Origin of the sequence: Actinocorallia aurantiaca, from assembly GCF_039533685.1 — a bacterium.
Taxonomy (GTDB): domain Bacteria; phylum Actinomycetota; class Actinomycetes; order Streptosporangiales; family Streptosporangiaceae; genus Actinocorallia; species Actinocorallia aurantiaca.
Window position 1 is genome coordinate 93194 of record NZ_BAAATZ010000006.1, and the last position, 23230, is coordinate 116423.

Below are 23230 nucleotides of genomic sequence, written 5' to 3' on the forward strand. Positions count from 1 at the left end.
CCGGTTTCCGGCGGGGAGTCCCGCTATCTGGGAGCGCGAGGCAGGCCGAGGCCGAGCATTCCGATGATCTCGCGCTGGACCTCGTTGACGCCACCGCCGAAGGTGAGGACGAGCGCGCCCTTCACGAGGTGGTCGATCTGCTCCATCTGGGCGGCGGTCTCGGGGTCGCCGGGGTCGCCGTGCCGGGCCAGGACCTCGGCGACGAGGCGGCCGACGTCCTGCATGCGCTCCGAGCCGTAGACCTTGGTGGCCGAGGCGTCGGCGGCGGCCAGCCAGCCGAGGGAGGCGTTGGCGGCGACCTGCCAGTTGAGGAGCTCGTTGACCCGGTAGTAGGCGTACACCTCGCCGAGCGCGCGGGCCACGTCGGGCTTCTCGATCGTGCCGGTCTCGCGGGCCCAGCGGGCGAACTTCTCGAAGCGGCCGCCGATGTTCCCGGCCGGGCCGAGCGTGACGCGCTCGTGGTTGAGTTGGTCGACGATGAGGTCCCAGCCCTTGCCGACCTGGCCGATGACGTTCTCCACCGGGACGCGGACGTCCTCGAAGTACGTGGCGTTGGTGTGGTGCCTTCCGTCCATCGTGACGATCGGCGTCCAGGAGTAGCCGGGGTCCTCGCAGTCCACGATGAGCATCGTGATGCCCTTGTGCTTGGACCCCTCGTCGGACGTGCGGGCGGCGAGCCAGACGTAGTCGGACGTGTGGGCGCCGGAGGTGAAGATCTTCTGGCCGTTGACGACGTAGTGGTCGCCGTCCAGCACCGCGCTGGTGCGCAGCGCCGCCAGGTCCGTGCCGGCTCCCGGCTCGGAGTAGCCGATCGCGAAGTGGCACTCGCCGGCGAGGATCTTCGGCAGGAAGAACGCCTTCTGCTCCTCGGTGCCGTGGTGGACGATGGTCGGCGCGACGGAGTTGAGGGTGATGAGCGGGTAGGTCACCTGGGCGCGGGCGATCTCGTTGGCGAAGATCTGCTGCTCCATCGGCCCGTAGCCGCGGCCGCCGTACTCCTCGGGGAACGCCACGCCGAGCATGCCGTCGCGTCCGAGCTTCCTGGTGTGCTCGATGTAGGCCTCGCCGAACGGGTCGGCGTCGATGCGTTCGCGTTCCTCGGGCGTCAGGCAGGTGGTGAAGTACTCGTGCAGCTCGTCGCGCAGCGCCTTCTGCTCGTCGGTGAGGTCGATCATCAGCCCCTCGGTGACGGGGGTGCTCTCGTCCCTCGGGGCGGGGTCGCGGACGAGCGCGCCGAGCGCGTTCAGCTGGGTCTCGGGGCCGCCCAGGAGGTGGCTGCACTGCTTGATCCAGGCGAAGTGGCGGTGCAGCGGGTAGGTGACGTCCAGGCCGATGCCGCCGTGCAGGTGCTGGCAGGTGTACAGCGCCTTCACCATCGGGCCGGTGGCGCTGTAGGCGGCGATCGCCAGGACCTCGTCGGTGTCCGCGCGGCCGTTGGCCAGCCTCCACGCGGCCGCCAGGACGCTCACCTCGAGGGCGAGTTCGGCGATGTAGACGTCGCTGATCTGCATCGTGACGGCCTGGAACTGGGCGAGTTTGCGCTCGAACTGCTCGCGTGTCTTGATGTACTCGGTGGTCAGTTTCAGTGCGCCTTCGGCGGCTCCGGAGGCGATGGCGACCGCGCCCATCGCGACGTGACGCCTCAACGTGACGGCGGCTCCGGAGCCCACCTTCACCGCGGGGGTCCCGGCGAACTCGACGCGGAAGAGCGGTTCGGCGGACGCCGACGGCTGCGGGGAGACCTTCGCGTCCGCGATCCGCACCAGGTAGGCGTCCTCACCGGCCGGGACGAGGATGCTCTCCGCCTGCCCGGCGAACGGGACGAACGTCGCCACCCCGGTCAGCCCGCCGCCGTCCGCGGTGATCTCGCCCAGGGTCCGGGGCGCGACGGTCAGCACCAGCTCCCCCTCGGCGACCGGGGCGAGCGCGGCGATCTGCGCCTCGTCCCCGTGCGCGGCGATGACGGCGGCGGCGGTCAGCGTCCCGTACACGGGGATCGGGGCGACCGCCCTGCCCAGTTCGCGCAGCAGCACCGTGTACTCGATCGCGCCGAGGCCCGCGCCGCCCGCGGCCTCCGGCAGGGTGACGCCGAGCAGACCCGCCTGCGCGAAGGCCCGCCACAGCGCCGGGTCGTAGGCCGCACCAGACTTCTCGGCGGCCTCCAGCCGCTCCTGGCCCGCCTCCTTGGCCAGCAGTCCCGCCGCCAGGTTCTGGAGCTGCTGCTGGTCCTCGTCGAGGGTGAAGTTCATGGACGTCCTTCCGGTGCCGACGCGGGCGGTGCGCTGCCCGAAAGGAAAACTAGAACAGATTCTATTTACTGTCCAGGGAGGGATATATACGGTGCTCGATGAGGTAGAACTCACGCCCCGGCGGCCCTCGTCGAGATAACAGGTTCTTGTGAAAGCGCTAGGCTTTTCCCATCGATCCCCTGGCCCGGCCAGGGCTGACCAGGGACCACGATGACCGCAGAGCAGACCGATTCGCCGACCCGCTCCCGCAGCCAGCACCAGCGCCGCAAGCGCATCGTGCAGGCCGCGGCGGCCCTCGCCTCGCGGGGCGGGGTGGAGGCCATGCAGATGCGCACCGTGGCCGAGCGGGCGGGGGTCGCCCTGGGCACCCTCTACCGCTACTTCCCGTCCAAGATGGACCTGGTCGTCGCCGTGGTCGGCGAAGAGCTCGACCTGATGGAAAAAAGCATGGAGCGCCGCCCGCCCGGCGTCTCCGGCGGCGCCGCCCGCGCCGCCGAGCTGCTCATGCGCGCGACCCGGGGGCTGGCCCGCGAGCCGGAGCTGGCCGACGCGCTGACCCGCGCGCTGATGCTGTCCGACGTGAACATCGACTTCCACGGCAGGATGACGGGGATCATCCTGCGGGTGATGGGCGTGGCGGACACCGCCACCGAGGAGCAGCGCGCCCTGGTCCGCTCGCTCAACAGCGTCTGGGTCATGGAGATGATCGACCTCCTGCGCGGCCGCGCCACCCCCGAGGAGATCCAGGGCCGGCTGGAAATGGCGGCGAACCGCCTACTCGCCGACTTCTGACGGTTACGCTGGCGGCGTGCGCGAACACTCCATTGAAGAGCCGCCGGCACGCCGCACCGAGATCTACGGTGACGGCGACGACGGCGTGATCATCGAGTTCATCCCGGCCGAGGAAGTACCCGACGAGATCCGCCAGGACAACAAGATCTTCCTGCCCGGCGAGCAGGCCATCGTGATGAAGGACGCCAAGGAGCCCGACGGGCCCGTCCTGTACTTCACCCAGGGCGAGTGGGACGCCTTCGTCCTGGGTGTCAAGGACGGCGAGTTCGACGATCTGCTGGAAGACCCTCCCGAGGGGGACTACCAGGAGGAGGCGCCGGCGAACGACGTCGGAAGCGGCCTGTAGCCCAGGAACCTGCGGGCCGCCGAGAGGTCCAGGGTGCGCTCCACCGCCAGGTGGCCCAGCGCGTACCGGGTCAGCCTCGGCGGCTTCCTGCTTCCCGCCAGCAGGAAGGCGCCCTCGACGGCGGCGGCCACCGGCAGGACGGGCTTGAGCGGCAGGTACACCCGGCGGGCCGTGATGCCGCGCTCGGCAAGGATCATCGCCAGGGCGGCGTCGAGTTCCAGCGGCTCGGCGTCGGTGACGTTGTAGACGCCCGTCACGTCCGTCTCGCAGGCCAGCAGGCAGGCCTGGACGAGGTTCCCGACGCCGGTCAGGCTGACGAGCTGGCGCCCGGTCCCGACGGCGATCAGCGCCGGCCCCCGGAGCGAGGACAGCACGCGCGGCAGCAGCGTGGTGTCGCCCGGCCCGTAGACGGCGTGCGGGCGCAGGATGACGCTCTCCACGCCCGAGTTCAGGACGGCCCGTTCCGCCGCGGCCTTGGACGCGCCGTAGGCGTTGACGTACCGCCGCACAGGGGCCTGGTCCTCGGTGGCCATGACCGTCGGCTTCTCGGGGTCGTAGACGCTCGCGGTGCTGACATGGACGAAGCGGGTGCCGGGGAACGTCGCCAGCACGCTCTTGGTTCCGTCCAGGTTGACGGCGAAGAACTCCCCGATCGGCCCCCAGTCGGTGACGCTCCCCGCGCAGTGCACCACCACGTCCACGCGCGGCGCGTCCGTCAGCGGCCCGCTTCTGAGGTCCCAGGACCGGTAGGGCGCTTTTCCGATGTGCTCGGGTGCGACGGTCTCGCGCCGCCCGTAGGCGTACACCCGCGCCCCCCGCGCGGCCAGCTCCCGGCAGACCGCGCCTCCGACGAAGCCCGAAGCCCCCGTCACCGCCACCCGCACTCCGGCCTCACTTCTCTCACCTGAAAATCCACCCGGAATTCCCTCTTCGCAAGGGTCACCCGGGATTGTCGCACTAAGCGAGGAGCCTGCGCAGTTCAGCCCGGTCGAGTTTCCGGCCCCGGCCGGAGAGGGGGAGTTCCGGCAGGTACGCGACGCGGTCGGGCAGCGCCTCGGCGTCGAGGATCCCGCGCAGCCTGCGGTGCAGCTCGGCCTCCGGGACGGTCCCCACCACGGCGAGGACGACCTCCTCGTCCCCCGTCTCGGGGTGGGGGATCCCCACGATGGCGGCCTCGCGCACCCCGTCCAGAGCGGTGATGGCCGGCTCGTACAGACCGGGGTAGAGGTTGAATTTGCCCCGGATCAACATGTCCTTCTTGCGGCCGAGCAGCACCAGGCGTCCGTCCTCCACTCGGGCCAGATCACCGGTGGCCAGTTCGGTGTGGTCGGGTTCGCCCAGGTAGCCCTTGCAGAGGTTGGGGCCGCCCAGGAACAGCTCGCCGTCCTCGGCGATCCGCGCCGAGACGCCCGGCAGCGGCTCCCCCAGGAGATCCCCGCCGCCCTCATGGCCGAGTTTCTCCTGCGCGGAGGCGACGGCCACCGGGACGATCTCGGTCATCGCGTAGACCGAAAGCACCTCGGCTCCGGGGGCGGCGGCCACGGCGCGGCGCAGGATCCCGGCCGGGGCGGGGGCGGCGCCCAGCAGGACATGGCGCAGGCCAGGGGGCAGGCCGTCTTCCGCGGCGTCCAGGATCTCCGCGAGATGCACCGGGACGCAGAAAGTGTGGGTGGCCTTCCGTTCCTCCAGTTGCTCCAGGAACTCCTCCGGCGGGCAGAACAGCCGCGGCATCGACCAGCACGCCCCCGCGATCAACGTGGGGAGGCCGAGCATCAGCTGGTCGGTGTGCACCACATCCCCGGGACCCAGGGGAACCCGCGAACGGAACAGCTCCAGCCCGGCCGCCAGCGAGGCCTGGGTGTGGACGACGGCGCGGGGCGCGGAGGTCGTCCCAGAGGTGAAGATGACGACGGCGGGCGCGTCCGGACCCTCCTGGGGAGCGACCCCCGGATCCCCGAGAGCCGGTTCGGACGATCCTCCCCTCGCTCCGGTCGCCCGAGCCGCGCCGGTTTCCGCAGTCGCACTCCGGTCCGGCGAGGCGCGGAGCCAGTCCTTCAGGGCGTGCGCGCCGCGCGGTACGCCGGGTAGCCACCGCCCCGTGTAGACGTGCTGCAACGGCAACTCGGAGAGGTTCGGCAGCAGCAGCCCCTTGCGTCGTGCGAAGGAACGCACGGGACCGACCCTGCTCGCGGCGTACAGCAGTGACTCTGCTGCGGACCAGCGCGGAGCGGCCAGACGCAGCCGCGCCTCGAACATCTCCGGTCCGGCTCCCGGGTCGGCGAAGACCACGACGCCCCGCGCCGCGACCACGCCGAGCGCCAGGACGAGCGACTGCGGGGAGGGCCGGACGGAGAACAGCACGCCGTCCCCCGGCTCCAGCCCCGCCGAGAGGAACCCGTCGCGCACCGCGAGCACCTGGCGGCGCAGTTCCCCGTAGGTCAGCGCGGCGCCGTCCCCCGCGATGAGGGCGATCTCCCCCGGCGTGCGTTCCGCCTGGTCGAGCAGATTCGTGACGAGGCTCATGCCGCCTTCTGGATGGTGAGTTCGGCGTAGGTGGGGATCAGCACGCCCCGCGCGGCCCGGCGGGAGACGACCCGTACAGGGGCGTGGCGCAGCACCGTCTCGGCCACGGCCCGGATCTCCGCCAGGGCCAGCGGGTAGCCGATGCAGAAGTGGGGGCCCGCGCCGAACCACAGCCGCCGCAGTTCGGCCTTGCCGGGGGCGCCGTCCAGCGCGAACGGGCCGAGCGCGCGGCAGCAGTTGTGGGTGGCGATCAGCACCCGGTCCCCCGGCCGCACCGTCACCGCGCCGATCCGCGTCTCGGCGTGGACGCTGCGCAGCATGACGGGCGTGGGCGTGGTGACGCGCATGGCCTCGTCGATCGCCGGGTCCAGCAGGGACGGGTCGGCGGCGACCCGCTCCAGTTCCCCGGTGTCGTGCAGCAACGCGACCAGCCGGGGGACGAGCGTGGCGACGGTCTCGGTGCCGGTGAGGAAGAACGCCCCGGCCGCTCCCCCGGCCTCCTCCTCCGACAGGCCCAGCGCCCGCATCCGGCCCATGACCGTCGTCTCGTCGCCGCGCCGGAAGGCTCGGGCCGCGATGTCCCCGATCGGGTCGAGGACCTCGCGGGCGCGGGCGACCTGCGCGGGGTTCAGGGTGCGGGTGCGCAGCTTGACCATGGCCACGATCCGCTCGCCGCGCTCGAACATCTCCCGGCAGGCGGCCTCGTCGATGTCGGGCAGGCCGATGACCTCGCAGATCACCGCGCCCGCCATGACCCGCATGGCGTCGACGAGGTCGACGGCCTCGCCTCGCTCCAGCCGTCCGGCCAGGTCCTTGAGCGGGGCGTCCAGGACCCGGGCGCACAGCGCGGTGGTGGAGGCGGGAGTGAACAGCTCGGTGAGCTTGCGGCGCAGCGCCCGGTGCGCCTCGCCCTCCATGTTGAGCAGCACGGACGGGCCGAGGATCGGGGTCCACAGGTCGCCGGGCGAGCCCGGACCGTCCTTGCGGAAGGCCTCGCCGTCCAGCAGCACCGACCGGGCGTGCGCGGCGTCGTTGACGACGACCCCGACGCCGGGCACCCGCACGACCGGCCCGATCCGGGCCAGGCCGCGCAGCAGCGGGTAGGCGAAGGGGTGCGCGGTCAGGTAGAGGCGGCGTTCCCAGTCCCTCACCGGATGTCGACCACTTCGGGGGTGTAGCGGTGGTCGGCGTACCAGCCGAGCGTGCCGGCCAGGCCGTAGGCGCGCAGCCTCCGCACCGACCCGTAGACGATCATGTCCTTGCGCAGCCCGTACTCCGGGGTCAGCTTCCGCACCCGGTTGACCAGGGCGCGGTCCTCGTGGACGTCCTCGATCCGGGTGCGCGGGAACCCGTCGGCCTTCTCGTACAGCTCGGCGGTGATGGCCATGTTGCAGCCGGGCATCATCACGTACGGGCCCAGGTAGGCCGCGTCGCGGTTGCCGGGCCGGAACCGCCCGAACGTCGCGGCGGTCCGGACGACCGCCGGGAGGAGACGGCGTTCCCAGAACTTCAGCGGGAACTCGTCGGTGCGGGGGCGCAGCGGGCCGCTGACCATGCGCAGCCCGTCCGCGAATCCCGCCCGGACGGCCTCCGTCCAGCCGTCGTCGGGCAGGCAGTCGGCGTCGGTGCGGGCGATGTGCGTGGCCCCGTTGAGGACGGCGTGCCGGAAACCGGTGTCCGAGGCGGCGCCGGTGCCCTTCTGCGGTTCGGAGATGAGGCGCACGTCCGGGAAGGAGCGCACGACCTCGGCCGTCCCGTCGGTGCTGTCGTTGTCCACCACCAGGAGGGTGAAGTCGCGGTCGGTCTGCTGCGCGAGCCGCTTCAGCGTCGCACCGATCGACTTCTCCTCGTTGTAGGCGGGGATGACCACCCAGAGGTTCAAGGACTCTCCGCTCTCAGGACCACTCGGCGAAGGCGACGCCGAGGCTGACCCCGCCCGCCAGCCCCACGAAGGCGATCTTGTCTCCGGGGGCGAGCCGCCCCTCGGCGACGGCGGTGGCCAGTTGGAGCGGCATCGACGCCGAGGCGACGTTGCCGTGTTCGGGCAGGGTCACGACGAGCCGGTCGGCGGGGATGCCGAGGACCGTCCGCATGATCTCCAGGTAGGGCAGCGTGACCTGGTGGACGAGGACGACCGCGAAGTCCTCCCAGGTGAGCCCGTGCCGGTCCAGGGCGTCCAGCCACAGCTCGGGCCCCTTGCCGAGGAAGGCGTCCTTGAGCTTGCGGCCGTCGCCGGAGAAGTAGGAGTACTCGGGGTCGCGGGGGTGCATCGAGCCGCCGGCGGGCAGCGTCCCGATCCGCCAGGCGGACGAGACGGCGTCGAAGCGGAACTCGAACAGCCCCGCCGGCGCGGCCTCCAGCAGCATCGCCGCGCCGCCGTCCGACAGCGTGTAGCCGGCGAAGGCGTCGACGAACTGCGTGCGGTCGCGGACCTCCCAGCGGGTCGCCCGGGAGGGCGTCTCCCCGCTGCAGACCAGCACCCGCCGGTACTGCCCGGTGCGAATGAGCGCGTCGGCGATCTGCATGCCGTTGAGGAAGGAATTGCAGGCGTTCTTCACGTCGAAGACGGGGCACGTGAGTCCGAGTTTCGCCGCGACTATGTGCGCGGTGGCCGGCTCTATAAGATCTTGTGAGGCCGAACCGAAGATCAGGAGATCGGGTTCCTCGCCCGCCTCCGCGAGCAGTTTCGCCGCCGCTTCCACCGCGAGATCGGACGCCTGCTGGTCGTCGCGCAGCACGTGCCGGCTCCGGATTCCGGTCATGCGCTCGACGATCGTGGGGTGGGGCCGGTAGGGGCCGATCCGCGCCTCGACCTCGGCACTCGTGACGGTCCGCTCCGGGAGATAGGCGGCGACCCCCGCGATCCTTGCTCTCATGCGCCCAGCCTGTCTCGTCGCCCCGTGATCCGGATGAGCACCGATACTCAGTCCGGTTTAGGGGAAAGTACTCATATTCGCCATGAATTGTCGCGCCATCATCACAGATGTCAGCTGATGATTGCCACACCTCCGGGAGTCCACCGAATGAACCGCCATGAGGCGCGCCTTCTGCGCCGGGGCAACCCCTGGCTCTACGCCCTGCTGCGCGCCTCCCTCCTCGCTCCCCCGATCGGCCGCGTCCCCCGCGTCGGCTGGCTCGTCACCGACCCGGTGCTGGCCCGCCGGGTCCTCAACGACCACGGGAACTTCAGCATGAGCGGAGAGGGCGGCGTCGGGCACATGTGGGGCCAGCTGTTCGGCCCGGAGATGGCGGACCTGTTCGACGGCGCCACCCACACGAAGGTCAGGACCGCCGCCCGCGACCTGTTCACCGAGCAGGCCGCCGCCGAACTCGTCGAACGCGCCCAGGGCGCGCACTACCGGAGGCTCACCGAACGCCTGTCCGCCGGAGAGGACGTGGACCTGGCGGCCGAGACCCGGGTGCTGGCCGGACGGCTCGTCGCCGACCTGCTCGGCCTGAAACTCGGATCCCGGGACGACGCGTACGCGGAGCTGTTCTCCGTCGGGGAGCGCCTGGCCTCCCTCGCGCTGGGCACCACCTCCTCCACCGAACTGCCCCGGCACAAGATCGAGGAGGCCGAGGCGCTGGCCGGGCGGCTGACGGCGGCCGTCCCCGACGCCTACGCCACCGCCGGCCACGACACCGTCCTGGGACGCTGCCGGGAGATGGGCTTCAGCCTCGACCTCAGCCGGGGCCTGGCCACCCTGCTGGCGATCGCCGGCACCGAGACGGGCGCGTCCGGCACCTCCCGCACCGTCGCCCTGCTGCACGACAGCGGCCAGCACCGGCTCCTGCTGGAGGACCCCTCGCTGATGCCCAACGCCGTCCGGGAGGGGCTGCGGGTGTCCACCCCCGCACCGGTGATCGGCCGCCACGTCGCCGGCGACGTGACCGTCTCGGGCAAGCGGCTGCGGCGCGGCGAAAGGGTGATGGTCCTCACCTACCGGGCCAACAACGGAGCGGGCCCCTTCGACATCACCCGCGACTACATCCCCGACACCCGGCAGCTGTGGTTCGGCGCGGGACGCCACCTGTGCCTGGGCGCGGCGGTGGCCCGCACCCAGGTGATGCGCATGCTGGAGACCCTGTCGGAGGCCGGGCGGCCGTGGCGGATCGTCTCCCGGGAACCGGCGCGGCGGGTGCTCGTCCCGGCCTACCGGTCGCTCATCGTGCGGCCGGGGTGACGGAGCCCCGTTCCGCAGAATGAGACCCGGCCATGCCCCTGCGGACGAGAAAGCGTTACATTCTTGAATGTTGTTCTAGAACCCCCCATCGAGGAGTCGCCATGGGTCGGCCGGTGATCGTGGAAGCGGTGCGCACCGCGCAGGGCAAGCGCGGAGGATGGCTCGCCGGGATGAAGGCGCAGGCCCTGCTCGGCCACACCCTCAAGGCCCTCGTCGACAGGGCCGGGATCGACGCCGCCGAGGTCGGGCAGGTCTTCGCCGGCTGCGTCACCCAGGCCGGGGAGCAGGGCGGCCACATCGGCCGCTACGCCTGGCTGTACGCGGGCCTGCCCTGGCAGACCGGCGTCACCACCATCGACGCCCAGTGCGGCTCGGCCCAGCAGAGCGTGGGCCTGGCCGCCGCGATGATCGAGGCCGGGGTCGTGGACGTCGCCATCGGCTGCGGCGTCGAGGTGATGAGCCGTGCCCCGCTGGGCAGCAACGTCCTGCCCGCCAACCCCCGCCCCGAGGACTGGTCGCTGGACATGCCCAACCAGTTCGAGGCCGCCGAGCGCATCGCCGACCGGCGCGGGCTGACCCGCGAGGACCTCGACGCCTTCGGCCTGCGCTCCCAGAGGCTCGCCGCCGAGGCCTGGGCCGACGGCCGCTTCGACCGCGAGATCGTCCCCGTCGAGGACGTCCCGCAGATCGACAAGGAGGGGAACCCGACCGGCGAGACCCTCACCGTCACCCGCGACCAGGGCCTGCGCGAGACGACCCTGGAAGGGCTGTCCAAGCTCAAGCCGGTGCTCAACCGGCACACCGCCGGCAGCAGCTCCCAGATCTCCGACGGCGCCTCGGCCGTGCTGCTCATGTCCGAGGAGAAGGCCCGGCAGCTCGGCCTCAGGCCCCGCGCCGTCATCAAGACCCAGGCGCTGGTCGGCGGAGAGCCGTACTACCACCTGGACGGCCCCGTCCAGTCGACCCGGAAGGTGCTCGACAACACCGGGATGAGCATCGGCGACATCGACCTCGTCGAGATCAACGAGGCCTTCGCCTCCGTCGTCCTGTCCTGGGCCTCGGTGCACCAGCCCGACATGGACCGGGTCAACGTCAACGGCGGGGCCATCGCCCTCGGCCACCCGGTCGGCGCTACCGGAGCGCGGCTCATCACCACCGCCCTGCACGAGCTCGAGCGGCGCGACGCCGGGACCGCCCTCGTCACCATGTGCTGCGGTGGAGCCCTCTCCACGGCCACCATCCTGGAACGCGTCTGACGTGACACCGCCGCCGGGGGCGCTCCGCCCCCGGCCCGTTCCACCAGTTCAAGGAGTACCGCGTGGCCGAAAGTCCCAGCAGCGCCGGCAGCACCACCGCCACCGACCACGGCGGCGGCCTGTGGAGCGTTCCCGTACCGATTCCGGGCAACCCCCTGGGCCGGACCCTGGTCTACGTCCTGGAGAGCGAACGGGGCCCTGTGCTCATCGACGCCGGGTGGGAGCACCCCGCGTCCTGGAAGGCGCTGAAGGAGGGGCTCGGCGGTATCGGCATGGGCGTGGAGGACGTCTACGGGGTCGTCGTCACCCACATGCACCCCGACCACGCCGGCCTTGCGGGACGGATCCGGGAGCGTTCGGGCGCCTGGGTCGCCATGCACCGCGCCGACGCCGAACTCATCCAGCGGATGCGCGAGGACATGGAGTCCCCTTCCGGGGAGAACCTCGGCGACTGGCTCGCCCGGGCGGGCGCCTCCCCCGAGCAGCAGGCCGCGATCCGCGAGAACGACGGCCGCCCCGACCCGCCCGCCGCGCCCGACCGGCTGCTGGAGGACGGCGACCTCATCGACCTGCCGGGCCGCGCGCTGCGCACGATCTGGACCCCCGGCCACTCCCCCGGCCACATCTGTCTGCACCTGGAGGAGCGGGACCTGCTGTTCACCGGCGACCACGTCCTGCCGGAGATCACTCCGCACGTCGGCCTCTACCCCTACGACCGGCCCGACGTGGACCCGCTGGGCGGCTACATGGAGTCCCTGCGGCGCACCGCCGAGATGGGCGTCGAGGACGCGATGCCGGCCCACCAGTACACCTTCAACGGCGTCTCCCGCCGGTCCAAGGAGATCATCGAGCACCACGAGGAGCGGCTGGCCGAGGTCCGCGGCCTGCTGGGCACCGAGCCCCAGACGCTCTGGACGATCGCGACCCGCTGCGTGTGGAGCTACGCGTGGGACAAGATGGCGCCGATCAGCCACCACCTGGCCATCGGCGAGACCGCCGCCCACCTGCGCACCCTGGAGAACCGCGGCCTGGCCCGCCGCACCGGCGGCTACCCGCTGAGCTACACGCTGTAGAGGGCTCCGGCCCTGGCCGGATCGAGATGCCCCTCGGCCGCCATCCACCGCAGGATGTCGGCGAGGGTCTCCTCCGGCGGGCGCGGCTTCAGGTCCAGTTCGGCCAGCGGCTCGCGGTCGTCCGTCCGGGGCAGGGACACCATCATCTCGGCGGCGTCGCGGGTGAGCGGGAAGTCGAAGCGGCGCACCCTCTTCGCCAGGTCCAGCAGGCTCCCCGCGGCCAGCAGCAGCCCGCCGGGCACGACCATGCGCTTGCACGGCACCCCGGTGAGCGCGTCGCACAGGTCGGCCAGTTCGGACCAGCCGAGGTGGTGGCCGCCCAGCATCCAGCGGCGCGGGGCGCCGGGCGCGCGCACCGTCCGCAGGATCGCCTCGGCCAGATCCCGGACGTCCAGGACGGAGACGCCGGCGCCCTTGGGCATCACCCACACCTGTCCCAGCCCGGCCGCGATGCCCTCGTTGAGCTCCTTCAGGGTGGACTGGGCCGGGCCGCAGACCCCGCCCGGGTAGAAGGTCGTGATGGGCGCGCCCTCGTTCTGCAAGCCCCGCACGTACCGCTCGGCCTCGAGCTTCGAGCGCCCGTACTCGGTGCGCTGCCGTGACAGCGGGGAGTCGCCGGTGATCACCGGCTGGTCCGTCGGCATGAACACCGTCATGCTCGACAGGTAGACGATCCGGGAGATCCCCCGCTCCACCGCCCCGCCGACGACGTTGCGGGTGCCCTCCACGTTGCCGGAGAGGATCTGCTCTCCGGGCTTGCCGGTGACGCCGATGACGGCGGCGGCGTGCACGACCGCGTCGCAACCGTCCAGGGCCGCGCCGACGGCCTCGGCGTCGCGCATGTCCCCCGGGGCGAAGTCCACCTGCCCGGAGTCCACCTTCACTCCGGCGAGCACCGCGCTCGCGGCCTCGGTGTTCCGCACCAGCAGTCTGGGCCGGTGGCCGCTCTCCACCAGCGCGGCGACGGTGTGGGAGCCGATGAATCCGGACGCTCCGGTGACCAGGATCCGCATGGGCTCTCTCTTTCGGCGCGAGGGGCCCGAGAATCGTAGCAAGTGCTTGCTACCAGGGTGTAGCAATCGCTTGCTCGGCAATGGGCTTCCCCGGAGGGCGCATGGTCATGCGCCGGGAGAGTGAAGTGCGACACACATCACTTCCGCGAATGAGACTCTTGACGAGACTGGAGTCTCACTATTGACTGAAAGGGAGGCACGACACCAAGCAAGCGCTAGATCGCCAGGGCTGTGCCACCCCTCACCCGAAGCCAGCAGCACGAGGAGACCGGTATGTCCGCCCCTGACATTCCCAAGATCGACATCATCTCCCTCGACCAGTACGAGCGGAGCGGGACTCCGCACGAGCAGTTCACCTGGCTGCGCAAGAACGACCCCGTGCACTGGCACTACGACCCCAACGAAGGGGTACCCGGTTTCTGGGCGATCACCAAGCACGAGGACATCATCTTCGTCTCCCGCCACCCGGAGCTGTTCTCCGCCGCGGCCCGCACCTCGATGTTCTCGGAGTACTCCGACGAGGACCTGGCGCTCCAGCAGCAGATGATGCTCTTCATGGACCCGCCTCAGCACACCCGGCAGCGGTCCTACGTCAACCGCGGCTTCACCCCCCGGATGATCGCCCAGCTGCGCGGGCACATCGAGGACATCACCCACTCGCTGATCGACCAGGTGTGCGAGAAGGGGCAGGCGGAGTTCGTCCGCGACCTGGCCGCGCCGCTGCCGCTGCAGACGATCTGCGAACTCATCGGCGCCCCGATCGAGGACGCGGACTTCCTGTTCGAGAAGTCCAACCAACTGGTCGGCTTCGACGACCCCGAACTGCAGGGCGACGGGCTGACCGTGGCGCAGACCGCCGCGGCCGAGATCTACATGTACGCCCAGCAGATCGCCGAGGACCGGCGCGCCAACCCGCGCGGGGACATCGCGACCAAGCTGCTGCAGCCCGACGACGAGGGCAACCTGCTGACGGACGACGAGTTCAACCTGTTCATCCTGATGCTGATCATCGCCGGCAACGAGACCACGCGGACCGCGACGGCCGGCGGCATCCTGGCCTTCTTCGAGCACCCCGACCAGTGGGAGCGGCTCAAGGCGAACCCCGAGCTGATGCCGACCGCGGCCGAGGAGATCGTCCGCTGGACCAGCCCGCTCAACCTGTTCCGCCGCACCGCCCTCCAGGACGTCGAGCTGCGCGGCAAGACGATCAAGGCGGGCGACAAGGTCGTCATGTTCTACCCCTCGGGCAACCGGGACGAGGACGTCTTCGCGGACCCGTTCACCTTCGACGTCGCCCGGGACCAGAGCGGCCACATCGGGTTCGGCGGCGGCGGCCCGCACTTCTGCCTGGGCACCCACCTGGCCCGGCTGAACCTGACGATCCTGTTCGGCGCGCTGGTCGACCGGATGCCCGACATCCGCCTCGACGGCGAGGTCCGGCGGCTGCGGTCGAACTTCGTGAACGGCTACAAGGAGATCCCGGTCCGGTTCACGCCGACCCCGCGCCGGTAGCACGTCCCTTTCCGAGTGGTTCATGGCGGGCCGTCACTGATGGCCCGCCATCGCCATGAACGGCATCTTCTGTCAAAGAAACGTAACCGGGACCCATGGAACCGATGGGTAACATGAGCAGGCTACAGTCAGACATCCAGTACAACTTGTACCGATCAGGTGCGAATTTCTAAGAGGTGGGCGTGAGCGCTGAGGCCGAGCAGCAACTGCGGATCGCACTGCTTTCCTACCGGAGCAAACCCCACTGCGGCGGCCAGGGCGTCTACCTGCGGCACCTGAGCCGGGAACTGGTCGACCTCGGGCACGACGTGGAGATCTTCTCCGGACAGCCCTACCCGGTGCTGGACCGTGACGAGATCCGGCTGACCAAGGTGCCCAGCCTCGACCTCTACAACGACGACGACCCCTTCCGGAACCCCTCCCCGAGCGAGTTCCGCGACTGGATCGACGTCCTGGAGTGGCTGCACATGCGCACCGGCGGGTTCCCCGAACCGCTGACCTTCAGCCTGCGGGTCCTGCGGGAACTCAAGAAGCGCCGCGGCGACTTCGACGTCGTCCACGACAACCAGGTGCTCGGCCTGGGCAACCTCGGCATCCCGAAGCTGATGCCGCTGGTCACCAGCATCCACCACCCCATCAGCCAGGACCGCCAGATCGAGATCGACGCGGCCAAGGGCATCAAGCAGAACCTCGGCAAGCGCCGGTGGTACGGCTTCGTCCGGATGCAGGCGTTCGTCTCCGCCCGGATCGGCCGCATCCTGACCGTCTCCAGCTCCTCCAAGCGGGACATCGTCAAGGACTTCAAGACCGACGCGTCGCGGATCCACATCCTGCCGCTGGGCGTCGAGACCGAGATCTTCCACCCGCGCGGCGAGCGCGTGCCCGGCCGGATCGTGGCGATGGCCAGCGCCGACTCCCCGCTCAAGGGCGTGGACGTGCTGCTGCACGCCGTCGCCAAGATCGCCACCGAGCGGGACGTGCACCTGATCGTCGTCAGCAAGCCGCGCAAGGACGGGCCGATCGTCAAGCTGATCAAGGAGCTCGCGCTCGGCGACAAGGTGAAGTTCGTCTCCGGCATCTCCGACGAGGAGCTGGGCGAGCTGCTGGCCTCCGCCGAGATCGCGGTCGTGCCGTCCCGCTACGAGGGGTTCTCCCTCCCCGCCGTCGAGCACATGGCCTCGGGCACCCCCCTGGTGGCGAGCGCCGCCGGAGCCCTGCCCGAGGTGGTCGGCGACGCCGCGGCGCTGGTCAAGCCCGGTGACGCCGAGGACCTCGCGGCCACGATCAAGCGGCTGCACGACTCCCCCGAGGAGCGGGCCCGCCTCGGCGAGGCCGGCTACCGGCGCGTCCAGGAGCGCTACACCTGGAAGGCGGTCGCCATCGCGACCGTCGAGCACTACCGGTCGGCGATCAGGACCGCGCGCTGACCCTCTGGCCGGGGGGCGACCCCGGCCGAAACCGGGAAGCGACCCCGGACCCCCGAGAAGCATCCGGCCGATCCTCGTCTCACCGCGGTCGGCCGAACCCGGCCGAGACCGGGGGACGACCCCCCCAGACCCGTGAAACCGCGGCCCCGCACAGGCCGCCCGTGGAAGGAGCCCCCCTCTGCTTACCGTTGACTTCCAGCAGCGGTTCCCCATCTCCGTGGGGGAACGCGTGCTCGACATGGGCTGCGGCGGCGGACGGCACGCCTTCGAGCTGTACCGGCGCGGCGCCCGGGTCACCGCGTTCGACATGGACGCCGAGGAGCTCAAGACCGTCCAGTCGATGTTCGGCGCGATGGAGCTGGAGGGCGAGGCCCCCGAGGGCTCCTCGGCCGAGACCGTCGTCGGCGACGCGCTGGACCTGCCGTTCGAGGACGACACCTTCGACAAGGTCATCGCCGCCGAGGTGATGGAGCACATCCCGAACGACATGCAGGCCATGAAGGAGCTGTTCCGGGTGCTCAAGCCCGGCGGGCAGGTCGCGGTGACCGTCCCCTCCTGGCTGCCCGAGCGCATCTGCTGGCTGCTCTCCGAGGCCTACCACACCGCGCCCGGCGGCCACGTGCGCATCTACACGCGCGCCGAGCTGGAGGCCAAGCTCAAGGCGATCGGCTTCCGGATCGACGGCCACCACCACGCGCACGGCCTGCACTCCGCCTACTGGTGGATCAAGTGCGCCGTGGGGCTCGAGGAGAACGACCACCCGCTGGTGAAGGCCTACCACCAGATCCTGGTGTGGGACATCATGAAGCGGCCCCTGGCCACCCGGCTGGCCGAGCAGCTGCTCAACCCGTTCGTCGGAAAGAGCGTCGTCGTCTACCTCACCAAACCCTCCTATGCAGGCTGATCCGATCCTCACGCCCGAGCAGGTCCGGGCGACGGCCCTGTCCATCGCCCGCCAGCAGTACCCCTCCGGGGCCATCCCCTGGTACGCCGAGTTCGACGGCTACCCGGCGGGGCACGTCGACGCCTGGAACCACATCGAGGCCGCCATGGCCCTGACCGTCGCCGGGCTCACCGAGCCCGCGCGCCGGGCCTACGCGTGGCTGCGCGACCAGCAGCGCCCCGACGGCTCCTGGCCCGCCAAGTGGGAGTCCGAGAAGGTCACCGAGACCGGCGGCGAGTCCAACCACGCCGCCTACATCGCGGTCGGCATGTGGCACGAGCTCCTCATCACCGGCGACGAGGAGTACGTGCGGGGCATGTGGCCGACCGTCCGCCGGGCGATCGACTACGTGCTGGGCCTGCAGACCGACCGCGGCGACATCAAGTGGATCAGGTACGAGGACGGCACGGTCGGCGAGGAGTCGCTCCTCACCGGCTGCTCCTCGATCTACCAGGGCCTGCGCTGCGCGGTGGCGCTGGCCGAGCGCTTCGGCGACCCCCAGCCGGACTGGGAGCTGTCCGCCGACCAGCTCGGCCACGTGATCGCCCACCACCCGGAGGCGTTCGCCGACAAGTCCCGCTGGTCCATGGACTGGTACTACCCGATCCTGGGTGGAGCGGTCCGAGGCGGTCAGGCCGCCGCCCTCCTGGACGCGCAGTGGGACACCTTCGTGGTGCCCGGGATGGGCTGCCGCTGCGTCTCGGACCAGCCGTGGGTGACCGGCGCCGAGACCTGCGAGCTCGTCATGGCCCTGGACGCCGTCGGCGACCCCCGGGCCCTGACCGTGTTCCGCGAGATCCAGTTCCTGCGTCACGAGGACGGCTCCTACTGGACCGGCTGGCAGTTCCGCGACCAGCGCCACTTCCCCGGGGACCGCTCCACCTACACGGCCGCCGCCGTCATCCTGGCCGCCGACGCCCTTGCCGGCACCACCCCCGCCTCCCGCATCTTCAAGGAGATAGCGGACCGCCCCCTGGGCCCCTCGGCCCCGTCCGACCCCACCGCCTGCGGCTGCGCCCACGTCCCCGCCCGCACCTGACGCGGGATCGCGGCCCGTGGCTGGTCCGAAGACGCCGTAGAAGCCTCGGAGAACGCTCTCCGGGGCTTCTACGCGGTACTCAGCGCCGCAGGGCCTCGACGGGTTCGATGAGCCCCGCTCGCCAGGAGGGGACCAAGCCCGCAATCAGGCCCACCAGCGCGCCGGCCAGCGGGCTGGGCAGGACCGTCAGCGGTTCGAGAACGGGGGTCCACTGCTGGAAGTAGGCGACGCCCACCACGGTGCAGACGCCGACGCTCATGCCGATCAGTCCACCCAGGAATCCGAGCGCCGCCGACTCCGCCAGGAACTGCGCCGCGATCTGACGGCGGCCGGCGCCGAGCGCGCGCCTCAGGCCGATCTCCCCGATCCGCTCCAGGACGGAGACGAAAATCGTGTTCGCGATGCCGGCCGCGCCGACGATCAGGCACAGCCCGGCCAGCGCCAGGAACAGACCGTTGAGCTCGCCGGAGACCTCGCCTTTCAGGAACCTCGGATCCGGTGGGACCTTGACCCTGAACCGCTCGGGCTGGTCCGGACGGAGCGCGACCGGGAGCTGCCGCCCGACCGCCTGCGCGGCCCCCAGGTCGGTGTCGACCAGCATCCGCACGCCTTGGGTGTTGGTGACGGACGTGCCCCACTCCTTCCGTGCGGTGACATCGGGCACGATCACCGATTTGAGGATCGCCGGATCCCGGTCGACCTCGGCGACGACACCGATCACCGTGAACGGCGTACCGTCCAGGAAGATCGCCTGCTGGGCGTCCAGCCTGCCGATCCCCAGCTCGGCGGCCAGCCCGCGGCCGATGACCGCCACCCGTTCACCCCGTGACCGGAGCAGGGAGTCGAACAGGCGGCCTGTGCTCACCCGGGCATGCGCGGCATGAAGGTAGCCGGGCGAAGCACCCAAGACTGCCGCGTCGAGCCGCACGTCCCTCGCTAGGTGGTACGGCTGCCCGCTCACTCTCCCCACATCGGTCGAAAAGTACAGACCGGCCTCTCGTACTCCGATGATGCTCTTGGCCTTCGCCTCCGCGTCCTCCGGAAAGCCCTGTCCCGCGACCGCGGGATCGACAGGGGCGTCCTCAATGGTGATCTCTGTCGCTGTCAAGGCCGAGAAATGTTTGTCGATCTGGCCACTGGCCGTCGCGGTGAGGCCGAGGACCGCCACGAAGGCCGCGATGCCCAGTACGGTCCCCAGAACGGTCAGCCCCGCCCGTCCGGGCCTGGCGAGGATCGCGCTGAGCGCCTCCCCGAAGAGGTCGACGAAACGCAGCCGAATGGACGGCAGGTGCTCGGGCTCCGGGACCTTCCGGAAACTCACCGAAGTACCCCGTTCGGCCTCTGCTCGTTCAGGACGCCGTCCTTGATGACGAGGGTCCGCTCGGCTCTCGCCGCCACCTGTGCGTCATGCGTGACCACCAGGAGGGTCATCCCGTCTTGGTGGAGCTCATCGAGCAGTCCGAGGATGTTCTCCGCCGTCGTGCTGTCGAGGTTCCCGGTCGGCTCGTCGCACAGAAGCAGGCTCGGTTCGCCCAGCAGCGCTCGGGCGATGGCGACGCGCTGGCGCTCGCCGCCGGAGAGCAGACCGGCGGGACTGTGCAGCCGATGCCCCAAGCCGACCCGCTGCAGCGTCTCCACCGCCAGAGCACGACGCCGACGGCGTGACGTTCCCGTATAGAGAAGGGCCAACGCCGCGTTCTCCACCGCGGAGCGGTGCTGGAGCAGGTGGAACGACTGGAAGACGAATCCGATCCGATGCCCGCGCAGCGCGGTGCGCCTGCGCTCGGTCAGAGAGCCGGTGTCGATTCCGTCGAGACGGAAGACCCCGTCCGAGGGCCGGTCGAGCAGGCCGACGAGGTTGAGGAACGTCGACTTGCCGGACCCGGACGGGCCGATCACCGTCACGTACTCGCCCCGGTTCACCACCAGGTCACAGGATTTGAAGGCGTGCACCGCGGGCGGACCGGGGTAGGTCCTGGCCACTCCGGCGAACTCGATGACGGGCGTCATTTCCCGATCACGACCGAATCACCCTCGCGGAGTACGTCGCCGCTCGGCCTGACCTCCATGAAGCCACCGCTGGACGCGCCGATCGTCACGTCGATCCGCTCCCGTCCGCCGCCTTCTCCGACCTTGATCACCTGACTGGTGCCCGCGGTCGTGCCGTACAGGGCGGATGCGGGGACCACGAGGACCGGGCTGTCCGTGCGTCCGGCGATGATGGTGAGCCGGACGTCCTGTCCCGCGAGGCTCTGCGGGATGTTCCCGGACACGGTGATCGGATGGCCGCTGGGACCTGTCTCTCCCGCCTGTTCATCCAGAGAGGCGGCCGCGGACGGAAGCTCACCTATCGCCGAGATCTTTCCCTTCACCCCGCGTCCTGCGGATTCCGAGAAGATCTCGACGGGTCTTCCCACCCGGACCAGGTCCCGGTCGGCCGGGCTCAGTGAGCTGCGGACGCGCAGGTCACTCGTGGCCAACTGCAGGATGACGCCTTCGGCACGCTGCCCGAACTTCCCTCTGATCGCGCTCACCCGCACCGGGAAGGCTGACGTATAGGAGACCTCCCCTACAGGCAGGTAGGGGCGTTTGACGGTTTTCGGCTTGCAGACGGTTTTGGGCTTCGCGCACTTCCGGGTTTCCTCAGTGAAGACCGCGGTATATCCCCGGTCGACATAGAGCCTCCCGATCGCCGTCGAGGTACCGGGGCCCAATTCGCCCCGCGGGTCGGCGACCGAGTAGCCGATGGACCTCAACGCCGCCTGAAGCTGCACCACATCGGGCCCCCGCGCACCGAACCTCAGATCCCGGTAGGCCACGATCTTCCCTGGCAGCACGATGATCGGACGTCCGGAGACCTCCGCCACCACCGTCCCACGTTTCACCGATCGGCCGATCTTGACCGGCAGTCGGGTGATCACCGCGGCTCCCTCCGAGAGAGCGCCCAACGAGACATCGAGCGTCCGACTGGGCGCGACCTGTCCTCGCAGCACGATGGTCGTGGTCAGTACCCGCCGCTCGACCTTGGCCGTGAGCAGGGTCGTCGGCGGTTCTCCCGCGTCGGCTGCCTGCTGCGCCGGAGATTTGATCCAACGGGCCGCGGCGAACCCGACTCCGCTGCTGAGAAGGGCCACCGCCACCACACCGGTGAGCAGGCGGCGCCGCCTCCGCTGCGCCGCCATCACTCTCGTGTCATCGTTCGCCATCGATCAGCCCGCGACTGCTTTGGCCTTCTGCATCCAGCCGTCGAGCACGCGCTTCGATTCGACCAGACGCTCCTCGTTCGCCGCCACCAAACGCTTCTCGTAGGCGATGCGCACCTGAAGCCAGACCGTGTAGAGCCCGCTCTCCTTTCGGCACGCGACATCGTGAAGCCCCGTCTCGATCTCCTTCTTGGTCAGTGGATAGTCCCGCTTGTCCCCTGGTCCAGACTGCCCCCACCGCTCGAAGTTCGCTGGATCCATGGGGTTCTTGTAGCTGTATCCGGCTCCGTTCATGCAGGCGATCCAGGAGCCGGTAGCCTTCTTCACCCGGCTGTCCACGTTCACCCGTTCGGAAACCGACACGGCCAGGTCCGTGGCATCGAATTCCAGCGGTGGAGAGATGATCTGATCACTGGCCCAGGACCGGCAGCCTCCCTTGGGCACAGATTTTCCGTTGACGCTCGCGACACTTCCGTCGAGAGCCTCCAGTTCTCCCTCGGCCGCCGGTTTCTTCGCCTTTCGGTAGGCGGCGTCCTCGTAGGGCACGAAATCGTAGGGCTGCCGATAACCGTATCTTTTGACGACCGCCTCATCGAGATAGATGAGGTCGTGATGACCCGACGGCGGGCTGATCTTCGTCACCGCTCCGGGGTCAGTGATGCCAAGTCCGGCAAGACACTGCCGCTCCAACTTGTTGAGAGCCCGATAGAGCACCGGCATCTCGACGTCAGGCGTCATATAGGCGTCGAGCGGCAGGAGCACCTCAGCCTCGCTCCGAACGACCGGAGCGGCCTCCACTGCGGGTTCCGACCCGTCGTCCTCTACTGAGCCCGAAACGTCGGAGCCTCCACCGCAGCCACTCAGCCCGAGGGACACGCAGGCCACCAGGACCGCAGCAAATCTCTTGTTCACCAGACCTCCACACTCAGTTCTTGGACCGAAACCACAGATCGAGGTGCGACCGCACCGACGCGGTCGCACCTCGATCTGCACTGTGCTCTCTACCAGTAGTAGTGCTGCCATTTCTGAGGATTGGTCGAATTGCAGGTCCAGATGTAGAGCTGAGCCCCCTCATTTGCATTCTCACGGTCGAGACACCGGTTACTGGTGTGCTGTGGCCGGAGGGTGTACCAACCGCTGCCGGCATCGATGTATTTCCAGCGCTGGTTCGCTCCACCGTTGTACTGCCAGTGGTCAGCCCAAGTCCCGTCGGCGGTGCCGCTACCGGAGACATCGAGCATCGCCTTGTCCGCGTTGGAGGTAGCCCAGTCCGTGACGTAGTTCTGGAACCGGTACTCCGACGGCGTTCCCGTACTTGTGAAAATGAAGAAGAAGTGTGAAGCGTGCACGCCCTTCCTCAGTGCCAAACGACTTCCGTTGGAAACGCTTTCACCGGCCGGGGACGTGTAGCGATATACCAGCGTTCCCGCACTGTTGTAGTAAGAACTTCCCTGGTTTCGGTATGACGCGATGCCGTCAGCATGCGCAGCCGACGCAAGCATAGTGACACCGACGAACCCGGCGACAGTACAGCCGACCAGCTTCGTCACCGCCTTGAGGAGACTCCGCAAACCACAACCTCTTTCCGATGGTCCTCACTGTGACCTAGGAAGAGAATCACCTGGAATCACTCTTTGACAAACGGCCAAAAAATCACTGGTTGACTTAGA

At 69.9% G+C, this 23230-nt stretch carries 21 protein-coding genes and 1 pseudogene; 9 read left to right on the plus strand and 13 right to left on the minus strand.

Features of this window, described 5'->3' with window-relative positions; genetic code table 11:
* Positions 1-23: 23 nt before the first annotated feature.
* The gene (locus ABD327_RS07280) at positions 24-1178 is read right to left on the minus strand and encodes an acyl-CoA dehydrogenase family protein (protein ID WP_344450097.1); all 1155 of its coding nucleotides are present in this window, start codon (positions 1176-1178) and stop codon (positions 24-26) included.
* A gap of 66 nt (positions 1179-1244) precedes the next feature.
* Positions 1245-2249, minus strand: a pseudogene (locus ABD327_RS07285) (acyl-CoA dehydrogenase family protein); the annotation flags it as partial.
* 210 nt (positions 2250-2459) lie between these two features.
* On the opposite strand from ABD327_RS07285, the gene ABD327_RS07290 reads away from it, so the two are divergent.
* On the plus strand, positions 2460-3041 hold the full coding sequence (locus tag ABD327_RS07290; RefSeq protein ID WP_344449431.1) for a TetR family transcriptional regulator: 582 nt from the start codon (positions 2460-2462) through the stop codon (positions 3039-3041).
* A 16-nt stretch (positions 3042-3057) separates the two neighbouring features.
* Positions 3058-3387 carry a DUF397 domain-containing protein gene (locus ABD327_RS07295; RefSeq protein ID WP_344449432.1) on the plus strand — a complete coding sequence of 110 codons (330 nt, stop codon included), beginning with the start codon at positions 3058-3060 and terminating at the stop codon, positions 3385-3387.
* On the opposite strand, the gene ABD327_RS07300 is transcribed toward ABD327_RS07295, so the two are convergent.
* The 5 genes from ABD327_RS07300 to ABD327_RS07320 all read right to left on the minus strand — a co-directional run bounded on the left by ABD327_RS07300 (position 3342) and on the right by ABD327_RS07320 (position 8786).
* Positions 3342-4265, minus strand: a complete 924-nt coding sequence (locus ABD327_RS07300; protein WP_344449433.1) for an NAD-dependent epimerase/dehydratase family protein — start codon at positions 4263-4265, stop codon at positions 3342-3344. The two genes, ABD327_RS07295 and ABD327_RS07300, sit on opposite strands and share 46 nt — an antisense overlap.
* Before the next feature lie 79 nt (positions 4266-4344).
* A complete protein-coding gene (locus tag ABD327_RS07305) occupies positions 4345-5910 on the minus strand; it encodes a class I adenylate-forming enzyme family protein (protein WP_344449434.1) in 1566 nt (521 codons plus the stop codon).
* A complete protein-coding gene (locus ABD327_RS07310) occupies positions 5907-7061 on the minus strand; it encodes a cytochrome P450 (RefSeq protein WP_344449435.1) in 1155 nt (384 codons plus the stop codon). Before ABD327_RS07310 ends, ABD327_RS07305 begins: the two co-directional genes overlap by 4 nt.
* Positions 7058-7792 carry a glycosyltransferase family 2 protein gene (locus ABD327_RS07315; RefSeq protein ID WP_344449436.1) on the minus strand — a complete coding sequence of 245 codons (735 nt, stop codon included), beginning with the start codon at positions 7790-7792 and terminating at the stop codon, positions 7058-7060. The genes ABD327_RS07310 and ABD327_RS07315 overlap by 4 nt, the downstream gene beginning before the upstream one ends.
* Positions 7793-7805: 13 nt before the next feature.
* Positions 7806-8786: a 3-oxoacyl-ACP synthase III family protein gene (locus tag ABD327_RS07320; RefSeq protein WP_344449437.1), complete on the minus strand. Its 981-nt coding sequence runs from the start codon at positions 8784-8786 to the stop codon at positions 7806-7808.
* A gap of 147 nt (positions 8787-8933) precedes the next feature.
* On the opposite strand from ABD327_RS07320, the gene ABD327_RS07325 reads away from it, so the two are divergent.
* From ABD327_RS07325 to ABD327_RS07335, 3 genes are all read left to right on the plus strand, one after another.
* Complete coding sequence (locus ABD327_RS07325; protein WP_344449439.1) at positions 8934-10094, plus strand: cytochrome P450; 1161 nt, start codon at positions 8934-8936, stop codon at positions 10092-10094.
* Positions 10095-10195: 101 nt separating this feature from the next.
* Complete coding sequence (locus tag ABD327_RS07330) at positions 10196-11350, plus strand: steroid 3-ketoacyl-CoA thiolase (protein WP_344449440.1); 1155 nt, start codon at positions 10196-10198, stop codon at positions 11348-11350.
* 62 nt (positions 11351-11412) lie between these two features.
* Entirely contained in the window at positions 11413-12423 is a 1011-nt protein-coding gene (locus tag ABD327_RS07335; RefSeq protein WP_344449441.1) for an MBL fold metallo-hydrolase, read from the plus strand.
* Here the strand turns inward: ABD327_RS07335 and ABD327_RS07340 are convergent.
* Positions 12411-13436 carry an NAD-dependent epimerase/dehydratase family protein gene (locus tag ABD327_RS07340; RefSeq protein WP_344449442.1) on the minus strand — a complete coding sequence of 342 codons (1026 nt, stop codon included), beginning with the start codon at positions 13434-13436 and terminating at the stop codon, positions 12411-12413. The two genes, ABD327_RS07335 and ABD327_RS07340, sit on opposite strands and share 13 nt — an antisense overlap.
* A gap of 273 nt (positions 13437-13709) precedes the next feature.
* On the opposite strand from ABD327_RS07340, the gene ABD327_RS07345 reads away from it, so the two are divergent.
* The 4 genes from ABD327_RS07345 to ABD327_RS07360 all read left to right on the plus strand — a co-directional run bounded on the left by ABD327_RS07345 (position 13710) and on the right by ABD327_RS07360 (position 18357).
* Positions 13710-14948 (plus strand): cytochrome P450, encoded by a 1239-nt coding sequence (locus ABD327_RS07345; protein ID WP_344449443.1) that lies wholly within the window; start codon positions 13710-13712, stop codon positions 14946-14948.
* A gap of 182 nt (positions 14949-15130) precedes the next feature.
* The gene (locus ABD327_RS07350) at positions 15131-16375 is read left to right on the plus strand and encodes a glycosyltransferase family 4 protein (protein WP_344449444.1); all 1245 of its coding nucleotides are present in this window, start codon (positions 15131-15133) and stop codon (positions 16373-16375) included.
* Positions 16376-16553: 178 nt separating this feature from the next.
* Positions 16554-17279: a class I SAM-dependent methyltransferase gene (locus ABD327_RS07355; RefSeq protein WP_344450098.1), complete on the plus strand. Its 726-nt coding sequence runs from the start codon at positions 16554-16556 to the stop codon at positions 17277-17279.
* Positions 17269-18357 (plus strand): prenyltransferase/squalene oxidase repeat-containing protein, encoded by a 1089-nt coding sequence (locus ABD327_RS07360; RefSeq protein WP_344449445.1) that lies wholly within the window; start codon positions 17269-17271, stop codon positions 18355-18357. The genes ABD327_RS07355 and ABD327_RS07360 overlap by 11 nt, the downstream gene beginning before the upstream one ends.
* Before the next feature lie 79 nt (positions 18358-18436).
* On the opposite strand, the gene ABD327_RS07365 is transcribed toward ABD327_RS07360, so the two are convergent.
* From ABD327_RS07365 to ABD327_RS07385, 5 genes are all read right to left on the minus strand, one after another.
* Positions 18437-19678, minus strand: a complete 1242-nt coding sequence (locus tag ABD327_RS07365; protein WP_344449446.1) for an ABC transporter permease — start codon at positions 19676-19678, stop codon at positions 18437-18439.
* Positions 19675-20367, minus strand: coding sequence for an ABC transporter ATP-binding protein (locus ABD327_RS07370; protein WP_344449447.1), 693 nt, complete (start codon positions 20365-20367; stop codon positions 19675-19677). The genes ABD327_RS07365 and ABD327_RS07370 overlap by 4 nt, the downstream gene beginning before the upstream one ends.
* Positions 20364-21500 (minus strand): efflux RND transporter periplasmic adaptor subunit, encoded by a 1137-nt coding sequence (locus tag ABD327_RS07375; RefSeq protein ID WP_344449448.1) that lies wholly within the window; start codon positions 21498-21500, stop codon positions 20364-20366. Before ABD327_RS07375 ends, ABD327_RS07370 begins: the two co-directional genes overlap by 4 nt.
* A gap of 66 nt (positions 21501-21566) precedes the next feature.
* On the minus strand, positions 21567-22472 hold the full coding sequence (locus tag ABD327_RS07380) for a hypothetical protein (protein WP_344449449.1): 906 nt from the start codon (positions 22470-22472) through the stop codon (positions 21567-21569).
* An 89-nt stretch (positions 22473-22561) separates the two neighbouring features.
* Entirely contained in the window at positions 22562-23110 is a 549-nt protein-coding gene (locus ABD327_RS07385; protein ID WP_344449450.1) for an RICIN domain-containing protein, read from the minus strand.
* Positions 23111-23230 lie beyond the last annotated feature (120 nt).